Consider the following 22681-nt stretch of genomic DNA (forward strand, 5'->3'; position numbering starts at 1 on the left):
TCTTCTACTTTTTGAGTTTTTGAGCAACAGCTTGCCTGACATTCAAAGGTGGCTACTTTTAGCTGCGCTCATTTTTTAGTCTAAACTACAGTTTTGAATTAAGGCGCACTAAATGTGCGTTAACTTCGGCTTGCAGACAAAATTCGCAGTTTTGCGGAGTTAACATCGGGGAAGACAGATGAAAAACTTGAATCTACAAACCCTAAAGTTCGATCGCAACCTTGACAGCCATCTTGACTCACCTTTCATCGAAAAAAATGGCTTGCTGGAATTCAACCCCAAATTTATCACTCCCGAATTTTTAACAACCTGGACGTTTGAGACGCACCTGTACAGCGAACAAGTTGCGATCGACCACTTTGTCATCACATTTCCCAGCCGCAGCGCACTCGAAAACTACGCTGCATCTTTCCGCCCCTTCGGCGCCAAAACAGTCGAAGGCCCAGACTTATTCCCGATCAACTTTTGTGCGGAAAACATTAACGTTCCCTCCGATTTGTGGCTGCATTTAATGACCTTATTAATGCCAGCGGGCGGCTTAGTAGTATTAGATGCGCCCCACGCAGCCGGCGACCAAAAAAACCGCTTTCAGCAAGAAAGAGGATTAGCAGCAGTTCACCACGTTGCGATTCGAGTCGAAAACGTGCAGAATGCTGCTATCATATGGCAAAATAAAAACTTCAAACCCCTGTCCGATCGACCCTTAGATTACGGCTCATTAACCCAGTGGTTTCTGCAAAACCCCGCCGGACAAATTATCGAATTAATCGAGCGCCACCCCGGGAACAACGCCACTTTCGACTGCCAAAATATATCTGGTTTGCGCCTCAGTGAAGTCGCCAGTCAGTAGGACAGGCAAGATGCCGGCACCACAATTAACAATTACCCATTTCCCATGACAAAATATATGGTCGCATTAAAAATCCCCAAAGTTACAATTCAACCCCCGGCATTCAACTCAATTGAAGAAGAACGCCGCCACCGCAAACAGCGTTTAGCCGCCGCATTTCGATTATTTGCCCGCTTCGGATTCAGCGAAGGAATTGCCGGACACATCACCGTCCGCGACCCCGAACACCTCGACCATTTCTGGGTCAATTCTTTTGGAATGCACTTTAGTTTAATTCGAGTTAGCGACCTAATTTTAGTCAACCACAAAGGCGAAGTTGTTGAAGGAAATAAACCCGTAAATGAAGCAGCATTTGCCATTCATTCCCAAGTGCACAGCGCCCGCCCCGACGTAATCGCAGCAGCGCACGCTCATTCTCCATACGGCAAAAGTTGGTCGAGTTTGGGCCGCCTGCTTGACCCGCTGACGCAAGATGCTTGTTCTTTTTATGAAGACCAAGCTTTATTTGACGATTACACCGGAGTTGTTTTGGAAATCGAAGAAGCTAAACGCATCGCCAAAACTTTAGGTGAGAAAAAAGCTATTATTTTACAAAATCACGGACTGTTAACAGTAGGTCAAACAGTAGATGAAGCCGCTTGGTGGTTTATTTCAATGGAACGTTCTTGTCAAGCGCAGTTAATGGCCGAAGCAGCGGGAAAACCAATTCTCATCAAGCCAGAATGTGCGCGTTTGACACAGCAGCAAGTAGGGTCTCACCGCATGGGATGGTTTAGCTTTCAACCGCTTTATGACATGATTGTGCGCCGGGAACCCGACCTATTAAATTAGAAACTCGGCGGTTGAAACCGCTACGCAACAAACTATCGTCCGCCTGCGCCGACTAAATAATAAAGGGGGTATTAAAGCCGGATTTAGTATCAGGAGTGCAAAAGTTATAAATTCATGCTGAAGCCGATTCCAACCAAGCTATCAAATCCTCTTGACTGGTAAAATCTAACAAAATTTCTGCTAAATCCTCCAAAAGTTGGGGAGATAGCTGCTGGATGCGAGTTTGACTTTGCGGCGAAATTTCGCCAGTGCGCCGCGCAATTTGACGCAAGATTAATGCTGTTTGTCCCTCAATTATGCCTTCTTTGCGACTTTTAATAATAGCACCACGCTGATCTTCAAAAAACATTTCCCGCTTTTCTAATTTCTCTAATTCCTTAAGGGTTAAATTACTTCGGCTGGCGATGGAAAAAGCTGTTTGAATTTCGGGCATTGATGCAAATTTTTCCGGAATTTCATCGAATAGGGGAGCATTTTTGATAAAATAAATCCAGCTTTGAATTAGGTTTTCGACTTGTTCCAGCTCTTTGTTAAACTTGGGCAGTTCGACAAATACTAATTCGATTTCTCTGTTATAATACTCGAAGTTTTCTTGGAGTTCTTTAAATACAAAATGGGTGAGAAATTTTTCTGTATTTTCAAACAGAATAAAATCGGTAATTGTTAAAGCAATCAGAGGATTTAATTTAGATTATCCTTCCCGAGGTCTGAGTTGAGTTGCGTAGGTTTTGGCGGCATTATACACTACCCGTTTAGTAAAAGCTTCTACATTTATTACCTGCATTTCGATAATCACAGTTTTGTTGCCTGTAATTGTGGCTTTAACATCCAGGTAAGTGTCTTTTAATCCAGTAACGCTCGGCGCGGCGTAAGGGTCAATAATTTCTAAGTCTTCAATGGTTGGCTGCGCGTCATAGAGCATAGCATTGAGGAAGCTAATCAAAATGTCTTTGCTCTGGGGCGAAGCAAAGATTTTTTTGAATCCAAATTCTGTTTGAGCACTAATGAAAGGCATAATTGGTATTTGGAGCCTTTAAATCACAAAAGTCCTTCCATTTCTAAATCTTCAATAATCTGCAAACCGCGCGGGTCGCCAACTCGCAAGAGCGAAGATTTAGCATCTTCCCGCACGCCCATGTCTTCATCTTCTTCTAAAGCTTCAATTAGACCATCGATCGCCCCAGCGTACACTATATTATTCGGCAATTCGCGAGCCAGTTGCCCGATCGCCCAAGCGCAGTTGCTCCGCACAGCAGATACAGAATCTCCCCGCAGCGCTTCAATCAACGGCGGAATCGCAGCAATCACCACATAGTAACCAACTTTTGCCATTTGACCCAGAGAACTCGCCGCCCACAAACGCACCGCCGAAATATCAGTTTTCAGAGCATCAATTAAAGATGGCAAAGCGCGGTGGTCGCTGCAATTTCCCAGGGCCCAAACTACCCCTTTGCGAACGTAACCGTTCCAGTCGCGGTTGAGCTGCAGAATCAGCGGTTCCACAGCATCGGGACTCGGATTTCGCCCCAACGCATAAGCCGCGCTTACCCGCACCAAGGGGCAACCGTCTCTCAACAAATTAATTAAATGCGAAATTGCTCGATCGTCCTGCAGTTCGCAAAAAGCCCGCGCCGCCATCATCCGGTGCTGAGGTTGCGGGGATTCCAGCAAAGGCAGCATTTCCTCGGGATCTGGTAGCGGGGGTTCGGATTCGTCAAATTGATCCAAAGGGCTTTCCAGTTCCGTGTCAGTATCAAGGGCGTTGGAGTAGTCGTTATTGTGCATAAAAAAACTTTACCGCACTGAGGATGCTCCTCAGCAACTCAGACAACGGTCAACAGCAAGTAGGATAATACCAGTAAAAGTATTCCGAGGGAGGAGTGAAGTCCTCATGTGGTTCATAGTGAGGACTTCACTCTTCCATAAAGTTCGCAGTCAAGACTTAAGTCCCCATAAATTCACGAAGTTTTCAGCTTCTTTATGTATTAGGACTTTTAGTCCTTACTACAAACAGTACCTTTTATTTTTCAAAGAGACTTGAGCATTGAGAGGGAATGACTTTGATAGCCTAATTTTTGATAGAGATTCAGAGCAGGCTGATTGCTCAGAAAGACTTGCAAACCAATTTGTCGATCGCCCCTTTCCCGCGCCCAATTTTCAGCATGAATAACTAAAGCTGCACCGACTCCTAAACGGCGATGTTCCGGTGCTACGTACAGCAAAAAAATGTGAGCGTAACGTTCTCCGGTGGTTTGGTCGATCGCATTTCCCAACCACAAACATCCGACAACCGATGTCAGATTTTGGACTTGAGATTGGGGATTGAGATACTGCGAGGGAAGCGCCGGCAAAATTTCTGCCTCTTCCTGGCTGTTTTTCTGGCACTCTACCCACCAAACCGGCGTCTGGTTAGAAAAATACTGCTCGACAGTTTGAGCCAAATGTCCCAATTCCCCATCCGGGTAAAGCTCTCGGTAAGTCCGGTGCATAAACTTTACCAGTTTTGCCCGATCGAGTCCAGATCCTGAGCGGAGCTCGTAGCCCGGTATTAGTTGAGCAGACATCAGCTCACCGGACACGCAAAGCGGAATAATTTACCCCCAAGAAAATTGGATTCACTACTGCCGCTTGCTTTTGGGGGATCGCTTCCTCAATCGGTGCCGGGGCAGCCATGTCAGCCGGCAAAAAGATGCGAGCACTGACTGCTACCAGAGCCGCCAAAAATACTAATATCGCTATAAATGGAGCAATGTATTGACGAATGATAGCCATAACCGCAAAAACTTGATTCTTGAGTTGATATTATCAAGTATACCATACAAATTTTGTCAGCTATAATAGCTGCCATTGGACACTTAGCTCAAGCTTGAGCGATCGCAAATACCAACAAACACAAAATATAATATTATGAGTGCCTCGCCTGCTGTTTATGAAGCTCTGGCTAAGTCAATTGTTTTTTTAAATCAAAAACAGAACGCGCAAAATGAAGTTTCGCGTTTCCTAGATACTAATGGCTACTATATAGATCGCATATTCGACGACCTAGAAACTGGCTTTTATGCGATCGGCTTCGGTTCATCCAATCCCGAAAACCCGCCAGCCCTGGTATTTAAAGGTACAGATTTCATCGACGGCGACGCTATATTTTCCGACTCCCGAGACATTGGTTTACCTGAATTTGAAAAGAACAAAGATAATATCAAAAACTGGCTGACAGAAATAGGTCAAAATACTGCTAAAAACCCCAGCAAGTTATTGCCAGATGTCATCGGTCACAGTTGGGGCGGAGCTGTCGCTCAAATTGTAGCGACCGAATACACATCTATTACCGGCGATATCTTTACTTTCAACTCTCCGGGAGTGTCAGCGAGTACATTCAACGCTTTTCGGAGAAATCTCAGCAGGGCAGGCAACAAAAATGTCACCCACTACATTGTCAGTGGAGATTTCGTCACCTTGTTTGGCGAAGCATTTATTCCGGGGAAAGTATTTATCCAAAGTTTTACAGACCCGAGTATTAATCCCTTAACTGTTTTGGCAAAACATCGAACTGAAAATTTGTTAACTACTCCGCCAGCGGGTTTTTTGCAGCGGCAAATTTCCGTAGAACAATTAAACAGTCCCGATTTTGCTTATAACAACGACTCAGATTTTAACGAGTTTATCGCTGCGATGAATTTGGCCCTGCCCAATGTGTCAGTAGCCATCAGAACCCGATCGGGTGCAGAGAGTTTGAGAACAGCACCAGAATTTTCTTTTGTGCAGTTAGTCAGACAAATGCAATACGGTTTAGCTCCCTTGCAACCAAATTATTTATCAGGGGACGATCGCAACAATACTGCTACCGGCGGCGCTGGAGAGGATACAATTATCGGCAACCGCGGTAACGATACTCTCAGAGGCAATCGAGGTAATGACAGCATCACCGGTGGTGATGGCGACGACTTCTTGTACGGTGGCAGAGATAATGATTATTTCGAGGGTGGCAACGGAAACGATTTGATTTCCGGCGAGTTTGGCAACGATTTTTTAATTGGCGGTGCGGGGCGCGATCGCTTTGTATTGGAATCCGGCGGCGGAGCAGATGTGATTGTAGATTTTCAAGATAGTCAAGATGTAATTGCACTGTCGCGGGGTCTAACTTTTCCTCAAATTAGAGTAAGCCAAGGTGTTGACGGAGCTTTAATTACTATCCCGGTTACTGGGGAAATTCTTGCTACTCTCAGAGGCGTAGTGGCAAGCGATCTTACGCGGGTAGATTTTGTATAGCTTTTGTGCGATAAAAATTGGTAGTTTGGGTGGCACGCAAGCGGGGCGAGTTATTGTTTTTTGTAACAAAAAATTTTTGCTAAATATTCTCCTACAAAGCCACGCAATATGACTAATTAATATTGTTAATAAACGGAGTTTACAGTAAACTTAATTAAGTAGCTTAAACACTAATTCCCAATCTAACGACAGGAAATAAAAAAATATGCCCTCCTCCCCCGCCACTTACGAAACTATAGCCAAGCAACTTGCTTACATAGATAACAGCTCCCAGTTTCAAACTTTAGTTCAAACTGGTTTGAGCGGTGCTGGCTACCAAATCGATCGCACGTTTGACGATCCCACGACTGGATTTCACGCGATCGGCTTAATTTCCACCACCCCAGACAAACCGCCCGTTTTAGTATTTCGCGGCACCGACTCGCCCGTAGACGATGTTGCCAACGCAGACAAGCGCGGCGTCGGTTTTAACCAATTTGAAGCCAACAAACAAGCCTTAGGAAATTGGCTGACACAAATCAGTCAAGATACAGTCAAAAACCCCAGGCGCTTGCCACCAGATCTTCTCGGACACAGCTTGGGCGGCGCTCTAACGCAACTCGCAGCCACCGAATTTACCTCTACTATCGGAGATGTTGTCACCTTCAATTCTCCTGGAGTTGCTCAGAGTACAGTCAATTCATTTAAGCAGAAAGCCAGTGTCGGAAAGAATGTAACTCATTATATAGTTAGCGGCGATTTTGTTAGTTTGGGAGGAGAAGCTTTTCTCCCCGGAAAAGTAGTTCTTCAAACATTTACTAACCCCATTGTCAACCCGCTACTTGTCTTAGAAAAGCACAGCCAAAGCGGTTTGTTAACTGCTCCTCCTCCCGGCTTGACTCAGACAGAAATCTCTGTAGACCAGTTGAACCGCCCTGATTTTACTTTCACAGATTCAGATTATTTAGAGCTGTTAGCTGGGTTAGACTTTGCACTGCCGGCATTGGGAGAATCGCTGCTATCGCGCAGCAGTGTAGAGCAATTAAGAACCGCTCCGGGAAACTCCTCTTTAGGAAACCTTGCTGCAATGCAAACGGCTCTCGCTCCATCCCAAATTAATAATTTAGTAGGCGACGATGCCAACAATACAGCCTCAGGTTTTGCAGGGGACGATATTATCATTGGCAATGGGGGAAACGACACTCTCACGGGCAGCAAAGACAACGATATTATCAGCGGTGGCATCGGCAATGACCAGCTATTCGGTGGCAAAGGCGATGACAATTTGAGCGGTGGAGAAGGAAACGATACGCTGATTGGAGGAAAGGGTGCGGATCTCTTAATTAGTGGCGCTGGACGCGACGTATTGGTGTTAGGAGTAGGCGCCGGTACAGATACATTTATAGACTTTCAAAAGGGTCAAGATTTAATCGGTTTGAGCGGAGGTTTGACGTTCAACCAACTGAAAGTTACTCCAGGCGATTTTATAACGACGATTGAAGTGGCCAGTAACGGCGAAGTTCTTGCCAGTATTACTGGCATTCCAAGTAGTCCGCTAACAGCTAGTGATTTTATTGCGATTTAGTTGGCGGCTGGCAATACAGATATAGAGATATTGGGTAGTGGTAGGGACACAACAATGTTGTGTCCTTATTTTATCTTATGAACGCTAGCACACAGAATTTATGCTCGTCCGATGATTAAAAACATCAATATTCCAGCAGGGGCGGGTTCACCGAAATCTCGAAAAAGTAGTGCAGACATTGGTAAACCGGCGTTGCATAATTGCGGCATGATTTTGATTGTTTTGTGGGATGGGCGTCCCGCCCGAAGACGTGTATTTTCACAGCAGGCGGGACACCCCACAAGAATCATCCTCAAATTGTGCAACGCGGGTAAACCCGCCCCACCCGGATCTGATAATTATAGCGATCGGACTTGATATTAATCGAAATCGTCCAGTCCAGGCCGTGGCATAGCTGCTAATTTTTTCTCATCTTCTAGGGGCAGAAAGAAAATCGTCAGCATACCGGGAATCACAGCCAGCGCACTCATCAAGAAATAATTTTGATAGCCGAGATTCGCCTGCAAGTAGCCGCTAAAAACGCCCGGAATCAGCACTCCTGCAGCCATAAAAGCCGTTGTAATTGCATAGTGAGATGCTTCGTATTCAGGGCGGACAGTCCGCATCAAGAACACTGTATAGGCAGCTACACCGAGTCCGTAAGTAAATTGCTCGATCGAGTTTACAGCATAAGCCCATTCAATCCCCGGCTGATTGATTGCCAACAGCCAATAGAGCACGTTAGTTGAATTTTGCAGAATTGCCGTCGGCCACATCCATTTTTTCAATCCTTGTTTGGCAATCAAATAGCCACCTAGCAACCCTCCTATTAACAGAAAAATTACCCCGATCGTACCCGATAACAGACCCATGTCCGATGTAGAGACTGCTAATCCTCCTTTCTCCACTTTATCCATTAAAAATGGCGGAGCCATTTTAAACGTCAAGGCATCGCCTAACCTAAAAATTAAGACATAAGTAACAATCCAACCAATTTTATCTTGCTTAAAATATGTTTTAAATGCTTCGATAAAGCTCGTGGTTTGTTGGGGGGCGCCGGATTCCAGAGCGTAATTTCTAGGATAGGGAAGATACCACCGCTGAAAGAGATATATCAGCACAAACATAATCGCACAAATGCCAAAGGCTGTCGCCCATCCGTAGTTAAGCGCAGACACGCTAAAATCCGAACCGAAAAGTGACAGCGGAATGTCTTGATATATTTTGGTGTCGCCTGTATTTCCGGTGACTAAATGCTGTTCGGCCAGTTTCCCGGCTAAGAAAACCAATACACCGCTACCGGCAATGACAGCACCTCTATAAGCCGTGTTGCGAACCCCGACAAACAAGGCTTGCTGGTCTTTATTGAGAGTGTTTAAATAAAATCCGTCAATGGCGATGTCGTGAGTAGCTGACACAAAGGCGATCGCCGTAAAGATAACAAGCGATATAATAATCGGTGCCGGCGTCAATACACCAAAAGCTAGGAAAGCAAACAGAAAAGCACATATGATTTCGGTTGCTAAAATCCATTTGCGTTTGGTGGAATACAAATCCACTACGGGTCCCCACAAACCTTTTAAAACCCAGGGAAAAGACAAAAGACTTGTCAATCCGATGAGCTCGTTGCTGGTTCCCATACCTTTCAAAAAAATCACCGACATTAAATTAACGACGGTGTAAGGGAGACCTTGAGCGAAGTATAATACTGATACCCACAATCCAGCGTTATGCTTTTTTTCCATTGCAGAGATATTTTACCTAGTTACTTATTTGATTTACTGAGTGCGATCGACAATTCCGGTCAATTAAACCGCTTGCATCACAGTATATGTCATTCCGATGCCAGCGGCAGCCATATAAATAGTGTATTTTAGCATCATTCGGGCTCACAAATATTTTCATTTTTGGAATAAGCCTGCAATAATTTTTCTCCGTTAAAATGAACGAGGTAAGCGCGAACATTCTTTTCCCAGTCAGAAGTGTCATAAGTTCGCAGCAGTTCCAAAGCACTTTCTTCTATCTGATATGCCGTTTTTGGACTATTCACCGGACGTTCGGGACTGTCAGGATTAACAACAATTAAACCTGCATCAAGAAACTGATGCACCGTTTGGCGGCGCACAGTTTCCCGCGTATTTGGTGCATATTTTTTACTGTACTCCTGCTCCATAAATTCCATAATTGGTGTGATTCCCAGAAGTGGAGATTTTGCCGATTCCCAAGCATCCTTTGGCTTGAGGTCAAGCAAAGCCAGAAGGGTTAAGGCTGAACATTCGTTAAGCTGACCTTTTGGAAAACCTAGGGCTGCAAGTATTTCTAGAGATTCATCAATACGGTTCTTGATTGTCATTGGGCTATTTTCTAACGGATTGGTCGCGTTCAGCAGTTGTCTCTCGACAAGTCGATCGATCTCCCGCTGTGTAGGAAATATTTCTCCTATTTGAGTGCCAAGTAAAAGTAATTGCTCTACAGTAGGATACTTCAAATTGCGTAAATCCGTAGCATTAACTTGAGTGTGTCCGTTGAACAGTCGGAAAAACGCATCTACCAAGCTCGAATTTAGATAAACGGCTAATCCCCGCGCCAGGGTGAGGTCTAATCCGCGTCCCTGTTGGTGAAAGTAATTCAAATGGTTCTCAAAACCAACGCTAGAACTATTAATTTTATTGGCATCCCAGACAACTGCAACAATTCGCTTTTTCTCTTCCTTTGACGAGAAGCGCTTGCTCAAAACATAATGTTCGTTAGGTACGAGGAGTGCAGCAGTTTTTTCCGTGACAGCTAAAGCTTGATGCTTTCTCGTTGCTGTGGGATATTCAACACCGCCAGTGGAGAAGTGTGCGGGATAAATCAGCGGAACTGTACCGTTTTCCGGTTTTAGGCGCAAGTCAGAGCGAACGCGAAAATCTACAACTTTTCCGGTAGAAACTGTTAAGCCTAATTCCTCTAGGGTGCAAGTAAATTGAGCCATTTGCTCGACTACTTTCTGGCTGACAGAATCCGGTAGAATCCGAATAAATTGCTGGGAATCTTTGGGATTAATTAGGGCGGTATAGGGCAGTTGGTGAGATAAAACCAGGTCGTCGCCCGCGCTGCTGCTTGAGGTAATTAGTACAGTATTTGGCTGTTCTATTTGTTTGGTGGCGCGCACAATAATAGTTTCTTGCAGCACGGCATCATCGCGAAATGGCAACTGTCGGGATTCAAAGATGTGTACTTGGCGTAAAGCCATCATTTGAAGGAATACTTTGCGGAAATCTCGAAAGTATAAACCGTTGCAAAAGCTGCGGGGAGTAATCGACACTAATTCACCGTTTGGTTTGAGCAGGTGAGCAGCAGCAACTGTGAAGCCAGCGTAGAGATTGCTGGTTTCTAGTCCTATAGAACGCAGCAAGGTTCGGGCTTGGGATTTAGCGTCTATCTTAGCATAGGGAGGATTGATAATTGCATGGGTGAATTCCCGTTTTACTGGTTGTGTAAATAGATTTGGCTGCAACATATCGGCGCTGTCTTGAATAAAATCAATTTCGCGAATATCACAGGTAAAAGATATCCCAAAACGCTGACATTCTATACTGCATAATTCTAAAGTTTCCTTGAGGTATTCAATCAAAATAAGGTCAATTTCATAAGCTGTAACGTGCAGACTGTGCGGTTTTTTGGGGCGCTGGCAAAGCTCGCCAACAACGGCTGCTAACAGGGAACCAATTCCTGCCCCGGCATCTAAAAGCGATATATCGGGACAGTTAAATTCAAACATTCCTGCCATCAAACTTGCGACTGAGGAAGGTGTTAAAAATTGTCCCTTTTCTCCTCTCTGGCTTTGCTGCAACTTTCGGGTTGCTTCTTGGCGCCAGCCATCTACTCGATCGAGTAAATTGCTTGCAGTTGAGTAGCTGTTACCCGGAAGGGCTAGCGTTTGAAAGTGCCGTACTATCATTTGTTCAAAAAGTGCGATCGCCAGTTCAGTGTATTTTCGCCCAAACTTTCACCATTGTGCGAAAATGTCAAGCGGACGCTCAAACCAAAAGTCCGTAAAGGACTGTTAAACGCTCTCTCACACATTTCTGATGCGTAAACCCAAAACATTATTTTTGTCAAGCTTGTTCCTGATCGGCTTAACAATTAGTTTTCTGCTGACTCCTGGTTGGTTCTCCAACTTCCCATCCCGGGCGATCGCAACTATGCCCCCACAAACCCAAACCGCCGAATTTCGCGCCTTCTGGGTGGACGCCTTCAACCCCGGCTTCAAAACCCCTCAAGAAGTCACAAAATTGATCGCAGACGCGCAGCGGGCAAATGCCAACGCGATCGTCGCCCAAGTCCGCCGCCGTGGCGATGCTTTTTACACAAGTGCGATCGAACCCCGCACCCTCGATCCCAACGTTCCCCCCGGTTTCGATCCACTGCAAGATGTGATTGACAAAGCCCACGCCGCAGGCATTGAAGTATACGCTTGGATGGTGACGCTGCCAGTGGTATCGGGCAGCAAACTTCCCGCCGGTCACGTTTGGCAACAACACGGGCCTTCGGCCCCGGGCAGCGACAATTGGGCAATGCTGACTTACGGGGGGGAATCACCCGGTTTCCTCGATCCCGGCCATCCAGACGCCGTAGATTATACTGTTTCCGTCTATTTGGACTTGCTGAAGCGCTACGATGTGGACGGCGTACAGTTGGATTATGTGCGCTACGGCGGGCCGACTTGGGGCTACAATCCGACTGCGATCGCCCGTTTCAATCAGCAAACAGGTCGATCGGGCAAACCCGCACCCACCGATCCCGCGTGGATGCAGTGGCGGCGCGATCAGGTGACAAATTTAGTGCGGAAGCTTTATGTAGAAAGCCTTGCGATTAAACCGCGCGTTAAAATTACCGCCGCCACGATCGCCTGGGGCGACGGCCCGAAAAACGATGCCGGATGGTATCAAACGCAGCCGTACAAAGAAGTATTGCAGGATTGGCGCGCTTGGCTGGAAGAAGGGATCGTAGACATGGCGATGCCGATGACCTACCAGCGCGAGTACAAACCATCCCAAAAACTCGCTTATGACCACTGGATCGAGTACGCCAAAGACCACCAGTACAACCGCCAAATTGCGATCGGCCCCGGCAATTACCTCAACTACATTGAAGATACTCTAGGCCAGATTCGTCGCGCCGAACAGCCGTCTGCGAAAGGGAATAACGTAGCCGGTACGGTGCTGTATTCCTACGCTAGCAGCAACGTGTACACGAATGTGGAACTGCGATCGGGCGGTAGCGGTGATTTGCCCCGCCAGCCTTGGAAATACGTTCCCCAAAGCAACGACTTGTTTTACACCGCGCTTTCGCAGCCGAGTCAATACGTTGATGCTGCGACGGGCAAAACCTATGAAACTCAGCCTGTGTGGGCGACAGCAGCAGCGGTTCCCGATATGCCTTGGAAGTCGCGGCCGACTACAGGTGCGATCGCCGGAAATTTGCAGCGGTGCGTTCAAACTTGCGACGGTGCGAGCTTGACATTGCAGTCGATCGATGCTGTTGGCAAGGTGCGTCAACTGCGCGCGGATGGTAAAGGATGGTTTGGGGCGATCGAGCTTTCTCCTGGAACTTATCAGTTGAAAGTTGACGGTAGTCAGATTCAACAAACTGTTAATGTTGTCGCAGGTGAAGTCACAAAAGTGAATTTCGGAGCCTCTTAATATCTTTGTAAGGTGCGCCGAGGTGCGTTATTGCGATCGACTTACAGCGTATCCCGGGTTTATAGAACCCATTTAGGATCTTTTTCTTGTCTCACAAGCCTTTGAGGTATCTAGGTTGTATCTGGTTTGATGCCTGTTAGCTTAAATTCCTGACTCTGGTATTAAATCCTCTGGTAAAACGATTCCCTCAAAACCATATAGTTCGCTCAAGAAGATACCAAATGGGTTCTATAAAGTTTCTAAGATTTCTGACTTAGGGAATCTTACTTTTGCGAGTGAAGCATACTTATCTGCTTCAGAGCGATAGCCAGCCGCACAAGCTACGACGGTAGTAAAGCCTTTTGCAGAAAGACCCAACACGCGATCGTAATTGACAGGTTCAATTCCTTCCATTGGACAGGTGTCAACACCAAGCAATGCAGCACTGGTCATAAAGTTGCCCAGTGCAATATAAGTTTGGCGCGTTGACCAGTCATTGATATTAAAACTGCGGCCACCATCAACCAAGTCACTGACGATTAGACTCCGATATCCTGCCATTGCCTCTACAGTCCCGCCCCGCAGCTCGACAGTGCGAGCCATAAAGCGATCGACATCCTCGGCAGTGAGATTCTTTTTAATCGCGAACACGACATAATGAGAGCAATCAGTAACCTGTGACTGATTCCAGGAGAGGGGCTTGAGCTGTTCTCTAAGTTCCGAGCTGGTAATAATCAGAAATTTCCAAGGTTGAAGCCCATAAGAAGATGGTGTTAACACTAACGCATCTTCTAAAGCTGTCCAGATTTCTGGAGCAATTGTTTTGGCTGGATCGAACTGTTTGGTGGCATATCGCCATTTGAGATTTTCGAGTAAGTCTGTCGTAGTGATGTGATTCATTTCTTTTACTTAAGAGATTGCAATTAATCATGGTTGAAACGGATAATTACAGGCTGCTTGCAAATAATCCTGGTTCAAATGAAATGATAACGGAAGCGGTCTGCAAAAAGTAGCGATCAGGTCGATTTGATCCCCCGACGGACTAATTTTTAGCTAATCCCTAATCGCTTTCCAGAATGCTTGCGAGCAAAGCTTGCTGAGCGTGCATCCGATTTTCTGCCTGATCCCAAACGCGCGATTGACTGCCTTCAATCACTGCATCGGTAATCTCTTCATCCCGGTGTGCGGGCAAACAGTGCAATACAATTGCATTCTTATCTGCTAACTTCAGCAATTGTTCATTTACCTGATAGGGTTCAAACAAAGGAATCCTGCTTTTTGCTTCCTCTTCCTGTCCCATACTCGCCCAAACATCAGTATAAATCACTTGAGCATTCTTCACTGCAGCTTCTGCGTCCGCCGTCACAGTAACTTCTGTTTTTCCATTAGCAATATTCTTAGCTTTTTCCACTATCTCAGCATTCGGCTGGAAATCTTGAGGGCAAGCAATTCTTACATTCATTCCCGTCATTGCACAGCCCAACATCAGGGAATTAGCCATGTTGTTACCGTCGCCAAAATAAGTCAGCGTCAATCCTTCTAGCTTGCCAAAACACTCTTTTACTGTCATTAAATCCGCCAGCACTTGACATGGATGTTCGTCATCTGTCAGTGCATTAATTACAGGAATTTTCGCATAGTTGGCAAAAGTAACTAAATCCTTTTGCTCGAAAGTCCGAATAGCCAAAATGTCTAAATATCTGTCTAAAACCCTGGCTGTATCTACCAAAGGTTCGCCGCGGCTGACTTGGGTAACGTTGGGATTGAGGTCAATCACTTGCCCTCCCAATTTATACATTGCTACCGTAAAACTTACCCGCGTTCGCGTTGAAGCTTTGGAAAATAACAAGCCGAGAACTTTATTGCGTTTCAGCTTGACCATTCCCGATTTTAAACTGGCTGCTAGATCTAGCAAATAATTTAATTCGTCAATGCTTAAATCTGCCAGACTTAATAAATCTCGCCCTTTTAATGAGTCCATGCTTTCCCCCACACACAAATTTTTAACTGTGTCTTAAATCTTAGCCCGCAGAGGTGAATTTTGTTTCTGTAACCCCTAGTTGAGATCTGCGGGTAAGGTTTATGCGGGCAATTGCTCGATCGCGCGATCGATCGAATCGCAACCTTGTTCAACCGTTTCTACCACAGCCAACACGCCCCGCAATTCCCCAGCGCCGGGGAAACCCTTAGCATACCAGGTTAAGTGCTTGCGCGCTTGGCAGACACCGCTTTCACCTTTATATTCCCACAAAGCCCGCAAATGTTCTTTAGCACATTCGAGACGTTCAATTGGTGTCGGAGCTATCTTTTCTTGACCAGTTTTCAAGAAATAATCAACCTCTCCCACCAAAAAAGGATAGCCCAAAGTTCCCCGCGAACACATCACTCCATCAGCGCCGGTTTCTTCCAGACATCGCATCGCTGCTTCCACTGAAAAAATATCCCCGTTAGCAATAACTGGAATCGATAAAACTTCTTTCACTCGGCGAATCCACTCCCATTTTGCCGGGCCGGTGTAACCTTGCGATCGAGTGCGGCCGTGTACGGTAATCATTTTTGCTCCCGCATCTTCCATCCGCTTCGCAAATTCCAAAATATTAATTTCTTTGTCCGTCCAACCGATTCTAGTTTTAACCGTGACAGGAACATCTACTGCTTCCACAACAGCCCGCACAATTGCCTCGGCCGTTTCCGGATCTCGCAGCAGGGAAGAACCGCCGCCGTTTTTAGTAATTTTGTTAACCGGACAGCCCATATTAATATCAACAGTATCTGCTCCTTCTGCCACTGCTTTCTGGGCCGCTTCTGCCAAGAAATCCGGCCGGCAGTCAAACAATTGAATGCTAATCGGGCGCTCGTTCGGGTCAACTTCCATAATTCTCGGCAGTTGCTTCACGTAGTGCAAACCCGTAGCGTTCACCATTTCCGTGTACATCATCGAATCCGGCGCGTAGCGGCGCACCAGGCGGCGAAATACCAAATCGGTAACGCCGGATAAGGGCGATTGCAGGACGCGACTTTTAACTTCAAAATCGCCGATTTTGAGCGGAGTTGCTAACCTTTCTTTTAATTCGGGGGATAGAGCAAGCATAGTCGATCGCACTTTAATTCTAATATCTGTATATTATACTACACTTCAGATTGTTGACAGTTGTTAACTATATTTTTAGCCGATGATTGAGTGACACCTAAAAGTATATTTAACCTGACCGCAATGCTTATTTTACAGATCCCGATCGCCCGAATTTCAATATTGTGAAACTAGGGCCCAAACGCCAACGCCGACCCGAGTTAAATCTCTGTGCCGCTTCGATCTATCTATGGGGTGTGACCATTAATGAGGGATCTACCTACTAAGAGTGTTGCCCAAGTCATATTTTTATTGTTTAATTCTGCCCAATGCTCTGCCTGCCTTCGGCTCCGGCTATCTTCAGACGACTAATGGTTAAATTTATTGGGATTGTGCAAAAGCCGTACATCAGATCGTTTTAAACTACAATTGGTGGATTCCTGACGACGCCGATCGAACATTAAAAAAATTGTAGAGAATTCCTATGGACGCCGCAGCACTCTGGCAACGCTATCAAGACTGGCTTTACTATAACGAGGGATTGGGACTGTACCTCGATATCAGCCGCATGGGATTCGACGACGCTTTCGCAGCAGCACTGAAGCCCAAATTTGACAAAGCTTTCAAAGACATGGCAGCTTTGGAAGCAGGTGCTATCGCCAATCCCGACGAAAACCGCATGGTGGGCCATTACTGGCTGCGAAACCCCGATTTAGCTCCCACTCCAGAATTAAAACAAGAAATAGTCGAAGGCTTAGCACAAATCGAAAGATTTGTCAAGGAAGTTCAAAACCGCGATATTAAACCGCCCTTTGCTCCGCAATTTACCGACATAATTTCGATCGGCATAGGCGGTTCGGCCCTAGGCCCCCAATTTGTCGCCGAAGCTTTATCCCCAGACATTCCGCCCCTAGCAATTCATTTTATCGACAACACAGATCCCGCCGGGATCGATCGAATCCTCAACAAAATTAAAGACAAACTCGCCAGCACCCTAGTAATTACTATCTCCAAATCCGGCGGCACCCCCGAACCCCGCAACGGTATGATCGAAGTTCAAAAAGCCTTCGCCGCCGAAAAACTCGATTTTGCCAAACACGCAGTTGCCATCACTGGAACAGACAGCAAACTAGACAAATTAGCCAAATCCGAAGGCTGGATTGACAGCTTCCCGATGGCCGACTGGGTGGGAGGACGCACTTCCGAATTGTCAGCAGTAGGACTTTTGCCAGCAGCTTTGCAAGGCATCGACATTCGGGCGATGCTCGACGGCGCTAAAGTCATGGACGAAGCTACCAGAATTCCCGACATTAAAAATAATCCCGCCGCCCTTTTAGCCATGAGTTGGTATTTTGCCTGCAACGGACGGGGCGAAAAAGATATGGTAGTTTTGCCGTATAAAGATTCACTACTATTGTTCAGCCGCTACTTGCAGCAATTAGTCATGGAATCGATCGGCAAACAGGAAGATTTAGACGGCAACACAGTTCATCAAGGAATCGCAGTTTACGGCAACAAAGGCAGCACCGACCAACACGCCTACGTCCAGCAACTGCGAGATGGGGTGCCGAATTTCTTCCTAACATTTATCGAAGTGTTGGAAGACAGGCAAGGCATTTCCCCTGAAGTAGAAACCGGCGTTACTTCCGGAGATTATTTGTCTGGTTTGTTGCAGGGAACTAGACAAGCCTTGTACGAAAATCACCGAGATTCCATTACGGTCACAATTCCCCAAGTCAACCCTCGGACAGTAGGAGCATTAATCGCCCTCTACGAAAGAGCCGTAGGTTTTTACGGTTCCTTGGTGAATGTCAATGCCTATCACCAACCGGGCGTCGAAGCAGGTAAAAAAGCGGCCGCTGCTGTATTGGACTTGCAGCAACGGGTACTGCAAGTGCTCAAAGACGCTGAAAAACCTCTGTCTGTCTCAGAAATAGCCAAAAAAGCAGGAAAGCCAGAGCAAATCGAGACAATTTACAAAACTCTGCGGCATTTGGCAGCAAACGGGCGCGGCGTAGTTTTGGAGGGAACATTAGGGCAGCCTGCTACTTTAACAGCAAGTTATAAACAGAATTAAACAGTAGAATTAAAAATTAAAAGTGAAATTAGTCACTTTTAATTTTTAAGGTTTAATTTTTAAATTCCCCTCATGCCCTTGACGATTCTGGTTGCTGACGACGATTTCGCGACTCGCTTGTCGATTATCGATTATCTGGAAATTACCGGATACTCTGTAATCCCTGCTGAGAATGGCAAAGAAGCTTTAGGCTTGGTAGAGGAATTTCAGCCCCACTTGATTGTTACCGACATTACAATGCCCCAGATGGATGGCTACGAATTCGTGCGCCGAGTTCGGACTCGTCCCGCTTTCCGCTTGCTGCCGGTGATTTTTTTGACGGAACGCACGAGCACGCAGGAACGGATTCGCGGCTATCAGATGGGGTGTGACAATTATCTGGCTAAGCCTTTTGAACTCCAAGAATTGGGGGCGGTAATTCGCTCTTTGCTCGATCGCTACGCTCTAATCGCTCAGGCACCGTCTCGTTCCCCGGAACCCGAAACGACGCCAACAGAGGCGCGCAACAGAGCCAATGGCAACCCAGAAGCGGATTTTTTAACTCAAAAGTCAAACACAGGTGATTCCCTACGGGATAGCTCCGCTTCACGGGCATCTCCCAGCCAAAATGCCCCGAGTTTGACGCAGCGAGAGCGACAAGTGCTAGATTTGCTGACAGAAGGTCTTTCTAATATTCAAATAGGCTCCCGACTCAACCTCAGCCCTCGAACTGTCGAAAAGCACGTCAGCAGCTTGTTCAGAAAAACTGACAGCAACAACCGAGCAGAACTCGTTCGCTTTGCGATGGAACACCATTTAGTCAGATAACCGCCAACGCTCCTTCGCCCAATAAAATCACCTGCAATTGTCACACAAACATGAATAACAGCATGATTAACAATTACTTAAAAAATCCGAAAACTCTATATGGTACCGCATTAGCAGCTTCCATAATTTTCTGTATAGCCACGACATCAATGGGAATTACCAAATTTTACAGCGTTTTACAGGGTGGAGAAAACTATAACGATTTCCCTACCAACGGTTTCAGTCTCATCCGACTTCTAATTAACGGTTCCTACTTGATAGCAACAGTTACATATATTGTTTGGATAAAAAAAAACATACAAGTTCCAGCTTTCTAGACATTTGCAAGTATGCAATCCCCTTTCTGGCACTTGCGCTCATAGCTTATCCCCAAAGCAGTGATATTTATTTGTACTTGCATTACGGAGCGATGAGCTTACATAACATCAATCCTTATCTTAATAGTTCCGATACCTTCATTTCTAACTTATCTCCTTTCCTCCACTGGTTGCAAACTTCTACCTACGGCCCAGTTTCTCTATTCTTTTTTTCGGTATCAGCATTGGCTGTACCCATTAGCCCTTTACTAGCAGTTTATATTTTTAAAATCATCTGCGTCTTGGTACACGCGCTCAATGCTTATTTAATTTGGCGGTTGCTAACAAGTTATGAAAACCGTAACCTCATAACAATGGCCTATTTAGTCAATCCCATGCTATTGAACGAGCAAATAACTAACGCTCACCTTGACGTTTTAGTTGCTAATACATTGATTGTTTTAATAGGATGTATTTATTATCAACGTTATGTTTTTGCAATTTTAGCAATTTGGGTGGGTTTTCTAGTAAAAACCTTACCTATAATTTGGTTGCCTTTAGTTTTTGCTTTCCTGTGCAAGGAGCGTCGGTGGAAAGATTTACTAGCATCAGTATTGCTTTCTTTATTAATTATCGCCGTGATAACTTATACGTTTCTGCCAACAGTTTCAGCTTGGAGAAGTCTGTTAAATCCCGGAACCGCCGGGGCGACAGCTCGATCGTTTCACCATGCTCTCAATTTATTTCTGAACTTTTTGCCGAATGTAAATGTTGAAACCACGGAAATTATTCTATCATTCTTCAAATATTTTGCGTATTTAAGTTGGATAGTTTACTATGCAGGGACGTTGATTAAATCCTTCTTCCGCAAAAATGACTCGGAAATTAATTTGGTATCAGATATTGGATGGACGACTCTCACTTTGTTTTTGTTTGCTACACCTTGGTTAATGCCTTGGTATCCATCTATTTTGCTGCCAATTGCTGCTTTGAGTATCAATTCTCCCAAATTTGTATTAACAAGTTTAACTTTTTCTTTGTCACCCAGTATCATCTTGGGAGGGGGAGCTGGAACAACTCTGATCTCCCTAGTTACGAGTTTTGTTAGCGTTGTCCCCCCTACAGCATTGCTAATATTCGGGCGAAAAAAGGCACTTTTTTAAATTGATTGCTGGCGGCCAAGTCTTAATTTTTCTTGAGCAATCGCGTACTCCAACAAACCCTCGGAAGCATCGTGCAGCAAATCAATTACTCGATCGAATCCCTCCGGGCCGCCGTAGTAAGGATCTGGCACTTCTTTAAGGTCGTATTTCTGGCAAAAATCGCACATCAGCCGCACTTTATCTTTATACTTTCCTGTAGCATCCAGAGCAAGAATATTGCGATAATTCTCCCGATCCATCGCCAGAATCAAATCAAAATTTTCAAAATCTTTCCTGGTAAATTGGCGGGCTTCGCCTAACAATTCAATGTCTCGCTTCCGCGCCGCCAATGCCATCCGCCTGTCAGGGGGGCTGCCAATGTGATAGCTAGCAGTTCCGGCCGAATCGCAGGTGATACTATCGCTCAAACCAGCTTGTTCTATTAAGTGATTCATAATATTTTCTGCTGAGGGCGATCTGCAGATATTTCCGAGACATACAAACAATAATTTATAAGACATTAAATTAGTAATTGGTAATTATTAATTAGTAATTGGTAATTGGAAGGAAGAGAAAAGAAAATTTTTCTTTCCAATTACCTATGTTTCCTGCTTCATACCAATCAACCAGTCATTAGCTATCAAGCCGTTATTAAACATCCATCACCACTGACTAATGACTAATGACTGATGACTAATGACTGATGACTAATGACTAACCGAAACCGGGGAGATTCAGTCCGCCGGTGAGTTCTTCCATTTTCTCCCGCATCGTCATCGTAGACTTAGCGTAAGCATCCTGCATCGCCACCGTGACGAGTTCAGAAACCACATCAGCACCTTCACCGAGGGCATCCGGCGAGATTTCCACGCGGCGGGGTTCTTGGTTGCCGCTGAGAAAAACCTTGACCAAGCCGCCGCCGGCAGTTCCCTCAATTTCCATTACATCCAACTCTTCTTGGAGCTTTTTAGCTCCTTCTTGAACCTGCTGAGCTTTTTTGAAAGCTTCAGTCAGTTCTTTCATTTTTCCCAGGCCGAAGCCAAATCCTTGTCCTGATTTTGTCATAACTACTTTGTGATGGTGTGTGGGCTGGCAGTCTGCCGTTTCCGTATTACTTCAATGATGCCTTAGAAGGGAAACTCTCCCAGTATTCTAACTTCTGGCTCCAACAACAGCGACCACCGCTGCTCGACTTGCTGTTGAACGTGGCGGATCACTTGAAAAATATCATTGGCCGTTGCCGACCCGCAGTTAAGAATAAAATTAGCATGGCGCTGAGCTACTTGTGCGCCGCCGATCTGATATCCCTTCAGTCCCGCTTGTTCGATGAACCAACCTGCCGTCTTGGGACCGGGGTTGCGGAAGACTGAGCCACAGCTCGGTAAGTGGTAAGGTTGAGTTGTCCGCCGCTGGCTGAAATGGTCATTAGTTTCTGCCATTACTTGCGATCGGTCGAATCCCGGCTGCAACTGGAAAGTCGCTTCTGTTACTAGCCGATCGCCCCCTTGCAGCACCGAAGTCCGGTAGCGGTACTCCAACTCTTGGGGAGTCAGAATTTCCACCTTGCCATCAGGGGATAGGACGCGAGCGCTGACTAGAATATCAGCAGTACAGCCTCTGTGAGCACCTGCATTCATCACCACAGCCCCTCCCACGGTACCCGGTATGCCGACTGCCCATTCTAGGCCTTTCCAGCCCCGTTTAGCCGCCAACCAAGCGAGGCGGGGAATTGACTCCCCCGCCCCGGCTGTAACTTGACCTGTTTCTGGATTAAAATTCACCTGTTTGAGGTAGCGAGTGCCGACGACCAAACCGGACAAACCCCGATCGCTCACCAACAAATTAGAACCCGCACCCAGCAGAGTCACAGGCACCCCTTCAGAGTCAGCCCAGGCAAAACTCGCTTGCAAAGCCTCCATACTGCGGGGAGCAATGTACCACTCGGCAGGGCCGCCGACTCGGAAGGAAGTCAGGCTTGCCAGCGAAACTTGGGAGTTAATCTTGCAATCAGTTCCCCGCAAAGAAATAGGAGAATACACTCGTCGATTGTCCTTAACAGAGGAGTCATTCGAGATAGTCACCATCTTGAAAATCCTTAAAAATACCTGCGCTCGAAGACGTGGTTGAAAA

Annotated in this window: 21 protein-coding genes and 1 pseudogene; 8 read left to right on the forward strand and 14 right to left on the reverse strand. The window is 46.0% G+C overall.

What is annotated here, in order from left to right:
- Positions 1-178: 178 nt before the first annotated feature.
- Both E5S67_RS04025 and E5S67_RS04030 read left to right on the forward strand, forming a co-directional pair.
- Positions 179-850, forward strand: coding sequence for a hypothetical protein (locus E5S67_RS04025; protein WP_172185748.1), 672 nt, complete (start codon positions 179-181; stop codon positions 848-850).
- 57 nt (positions 851-907) lie between these two features.
- Positions 908-1681, forward strand: a complete 774-nt coding sequence (locus tag E5S67_RS04030; protein WP_172185750.1) for a class II aldolase/adducin family protein — start codon at positions 908-910, stop codon at positions 1679-1681.
- 112 nt (positions 1682-1793) lie between these two features.
- Here E5S67_RS04030 and E5S67_RS34360 read toward each other — a convergent pair whose 3' ends face one another.
- From E5S67_RS34360 to E5S67_RS04050, 5 genes and pseudogenes are all read right to left on the reverse strand, one after another.
- The gene (locus E5S67_RS34360; protein ID WP_339382695.1) at positions 1794-2030 is read right to left on the reverse strand and encodes a DUF4351 domain-containing protein; all 237 of its coding nucleotides are present in this window, start codon (positions 2028-2030) and stop codon (positions 1794-1796) included.
- A pseudogene (locus tag E5S67_RS04035) lies at positions 2013-2696 on the reverse strand (Rpn family recombination-promoting nuclease/putative transposase); the annotation flags it as partial. The gene E5S67_RS34360 and the pseudogene E5S67_RS04035, both read right to left, overlap by 18 nt.
- Before the next feature lie 23 nt (positions 2697-2719).
- Complete coding sequence (locus tag E5S67_RS04040) at positions 2720-3466, reverse strand: HEAT repeat domain-containing protein (RefSeq protein ID WP_172185752.1); 747 nt, start codon at positions 3464-3466, stop codon at positions 2720-2722.
- Between the two features lie 242 nt (positions 3467-3708).
- Positions 3709-4245, reverse strand: coding sequence for a GNAT family N-acetyltransferase (locus E5S67_RS04045; RefSeq protein ID WP_172185754.1), 537 nt, complete (start codon positions 4243-4245; stop codon positions 3709-3711).
- Positions 4246-4249: 4 nt separating this feature from the next.
- Positions 4250-4453 carry a hypothetical protein gene (locus E5S67_RS04050; protein WP_172185756.1) on the reverse strand — a complete coding sequence of 68 codons (204 nt, stop codon included), beginning with the start codon at positions 4451-4453 and terminating at the stop codon, positions 4250-4252.
- Positions 4454-4588: 135 nt separating this feature from the next.
- Between E5S67_RS04050 and E5S67_RS04055 the strand changes: the two genes are divergently transcribed.
- Positions 4589-5950 carry an alpha/beta hydrolase family protein gene (locus tag E5S67_RS04055; protein ID WP_172185758.1) on the forward strand — a complete coding sequence of 454 codons (1362 nt, stop codon included), beginning with the start codon at positions 4589-4591 and terminating at the stop codon, positions 5948-5950.
- A 205-nt stretch (positions 5951-6155) separates the two neighbouring features.
- A complete protein-coding gene (locus E5S67_RS04060; protein WP_172185760.1) occupies positions 6156-7514 on the forward strand; it encodes a Tle-like phospholipase domain-containing protein in 1359 nt (452 codons plus the stop codon).
- A 359-nt stretch (positions 7515-7873) separates the two neighbouring features.
- Here the strand turns inward: E5S67_RS04060 and E5S67_RS04065 are convergent, their stop codons facing one another.
- From E5S67_RS04065 to E5S67_RS32240, 3 genes are all read right to left on the reverse strand, one after another.
- Entirely contained in the window at positions 7874-9238 is a 1365-nt protein-coding gene (locus tag E5S67_RS04065) for an MFS transporter (RefSeq protein WP_172185762.1), read from the reverse strand.
- A 134-nt stretch (positions 9239-9372) separates the two neighbouring features.
- Positions 9373-11436: an Eco57I restriction-modification methylase domain-containing protein gene (locus tag E5S67_RS04070; RefSeq protein WP_172185764.1), complete on the reverse strand. Its 2064-nt coding sequence runs from the start codon at positions 11434-11436 to the stop codon at positions 9373-9375.
- Positions 11433-11585: a hypothetical protein gene (locus tag E5S67_RS32240; RefSeq protein ID WP_216670189.1), complete on the reverse strand. Its 153-nt coding sequence runs from the start codon at positions 11583-11585 to the stop codon at positions 11433-11435. Before E5S67_RS32240 ends, E5S67_RS04070 begins: the two co-directional genes overlap by 4 nt.
- Positions 11586-11590: 5 nt before the next feature.
- Here E5S67_RS32240 and E5S67_RS04075 point away from each other — a divergent pair, with 5 nt between their 5' ends.
- Entirely contained in the window at positions 11591-13180 is a 1590-nt protein-coding gene (locus tag E5S67_RS04075; RefSeq protein WP_246276619.1) for a family 10 glycosylhydrolase, read from the forward strand.
- A 228-nt stretch (positions 13181-13408) separates the two neighbouring features.
- Here E5S67_RS04075 and E5S67_RS04080 read toward each other — a convergent pair whose 3' ends face one another.
- The 3 genes from E5S67_RS04080 to dusB all read right to left on the reverse strand — a co-directional run bounded on the left by E5S67_RS04080 (position 13409) and on the right by dusB (position 16250).
- Positions 13409-14059 (reverse strand): NAD(P)H-dependent oxidoreductase, encoded by a 651-nt coding sequence (locus E5S67_RS04080; protein WP_172185767.1) that lies wholly within the window; start codon positions 14057-14059, stop codon positions 13409-13411.
- Positions 14060-14219: 160 nt separating this feature from the next.
- Positions 14220-15140: an ornithine carbamoyltransferase gene (argF, locus tag E5S67_RS04085; RefSeq protein ID WP_172185769.1), complete on the reverse strand. Its 921-nt coding sequence runs from the start codon at positions 15138-15140 to the stop codon at positions 14220-14222.
- A 99-nt stretch (positions 15141-15239) separates the two neighbouring features.
- Entirely contained in the window at positions 15240-16250 is a 1011-nt protein-coding gene (dusB, locus tag E5S67_RS04090; protein ID WP_172185771.1) for a tRNA dihydrouridine synthase DusB, read from the reverse strand.
- Between the two features lie 463 nt (positions 16251-16713).
- Between dusB and E5S67_RS04095 the strand changes: the two genes are divergently transcribed.
- From E5S67_RS04095 to E5S67_RS04105, 3 genes are all read left to right on the forward strand, one after another.
- Positions 16714-18306 (forward strand): glucose-6-phosphate isomerase, encoded by a 1593-nt coding sequence (locus E5S67_RS04095; protein ID WP_172185773.1) that lies wholly within the window; start codon positions 16714-16716, stop codon positions 18304-18306.
- Positions 18307-18378: 72 nt separating this feature from the next.
- On the forward strand, positions 18379-19113 hold the full coding sequence (locus E5S67_RS04100; RefSeq protein WP_172185775.1) for a response regulator transcription factor: 735 nt from the start codon (positions 18379-18381) through the stop codon (positions 19111-19113).
- 409 nt (positions 19114-19522) lie between these two features.
- Complete coding sequence (locus E5S67_RS04105) at positions 19523-20572, forward strand: MptA/MptB family glycosyltransferase (RefSeq protein ID WP_246276620.1); 1050 nt, start codon at positions 19523-19525, stop codon at positions 20570-20572.
- Here the strand turns inward: E5S67_RS04105 and E5S67_RS04110 are convergent.
- The 3 genes from E5S67_RS04110 to murB all read right to left on the reverse strand — a co-directional run bounded on the left by E5S67_RS04110 (position 20569) and on the right by murB (position 22635).
- A complete protein-coding gene (locus tag E5S67_RS04110) occupies positions 20569-21072 on the reverse strand; it encodes a low molecular weight protein-tyrosine-phosphatase (RefSeq protein ID WP_172185777.1) in 504 nt (167 codons plus the stop codon). The genes E5S67_RS04105 and E5S67_RS04110 overlap by 4 nt on opposite strands.
- Before the next feature lie 193 nt (positions 21073-21265).
- The gene (locus E5S67_RS04115; protein WP_006634273.1) at positions 21266-21616 is read right to left on the reverse strand and encodes a YbaB/EbfC family nucleoid-associated protein; all 351 of its coding nucleotides are present in this window, start codon (positions 21614-21616) and stop codon (positions 21266-21268) included.
- Between the two features lie 62 nt (positions 21617-21678).
- Entirely contained in the window at positions 21679-22635 is a 957-nt protein-coding gene (gene murB, locus E5S67_RS04120; protein ID WP_172185842.1) for a UDP-N-acetylmuramate dehydrogenase, read from the reverse strand.
- Positions 22636-22681 lie beyond the last annotated feature (46 nt).

The organism is Microcoleus asticus IPMA8, from assembly GCF_013179805.1.
In the GTDB taxonomy this organism is placed as follows: Bacteria; Cyanobacteriota; Cyanobacteriia; order Cyanobacteriales; family Microcoleaceae; genus Microcoleus; species Microcoleus asticus.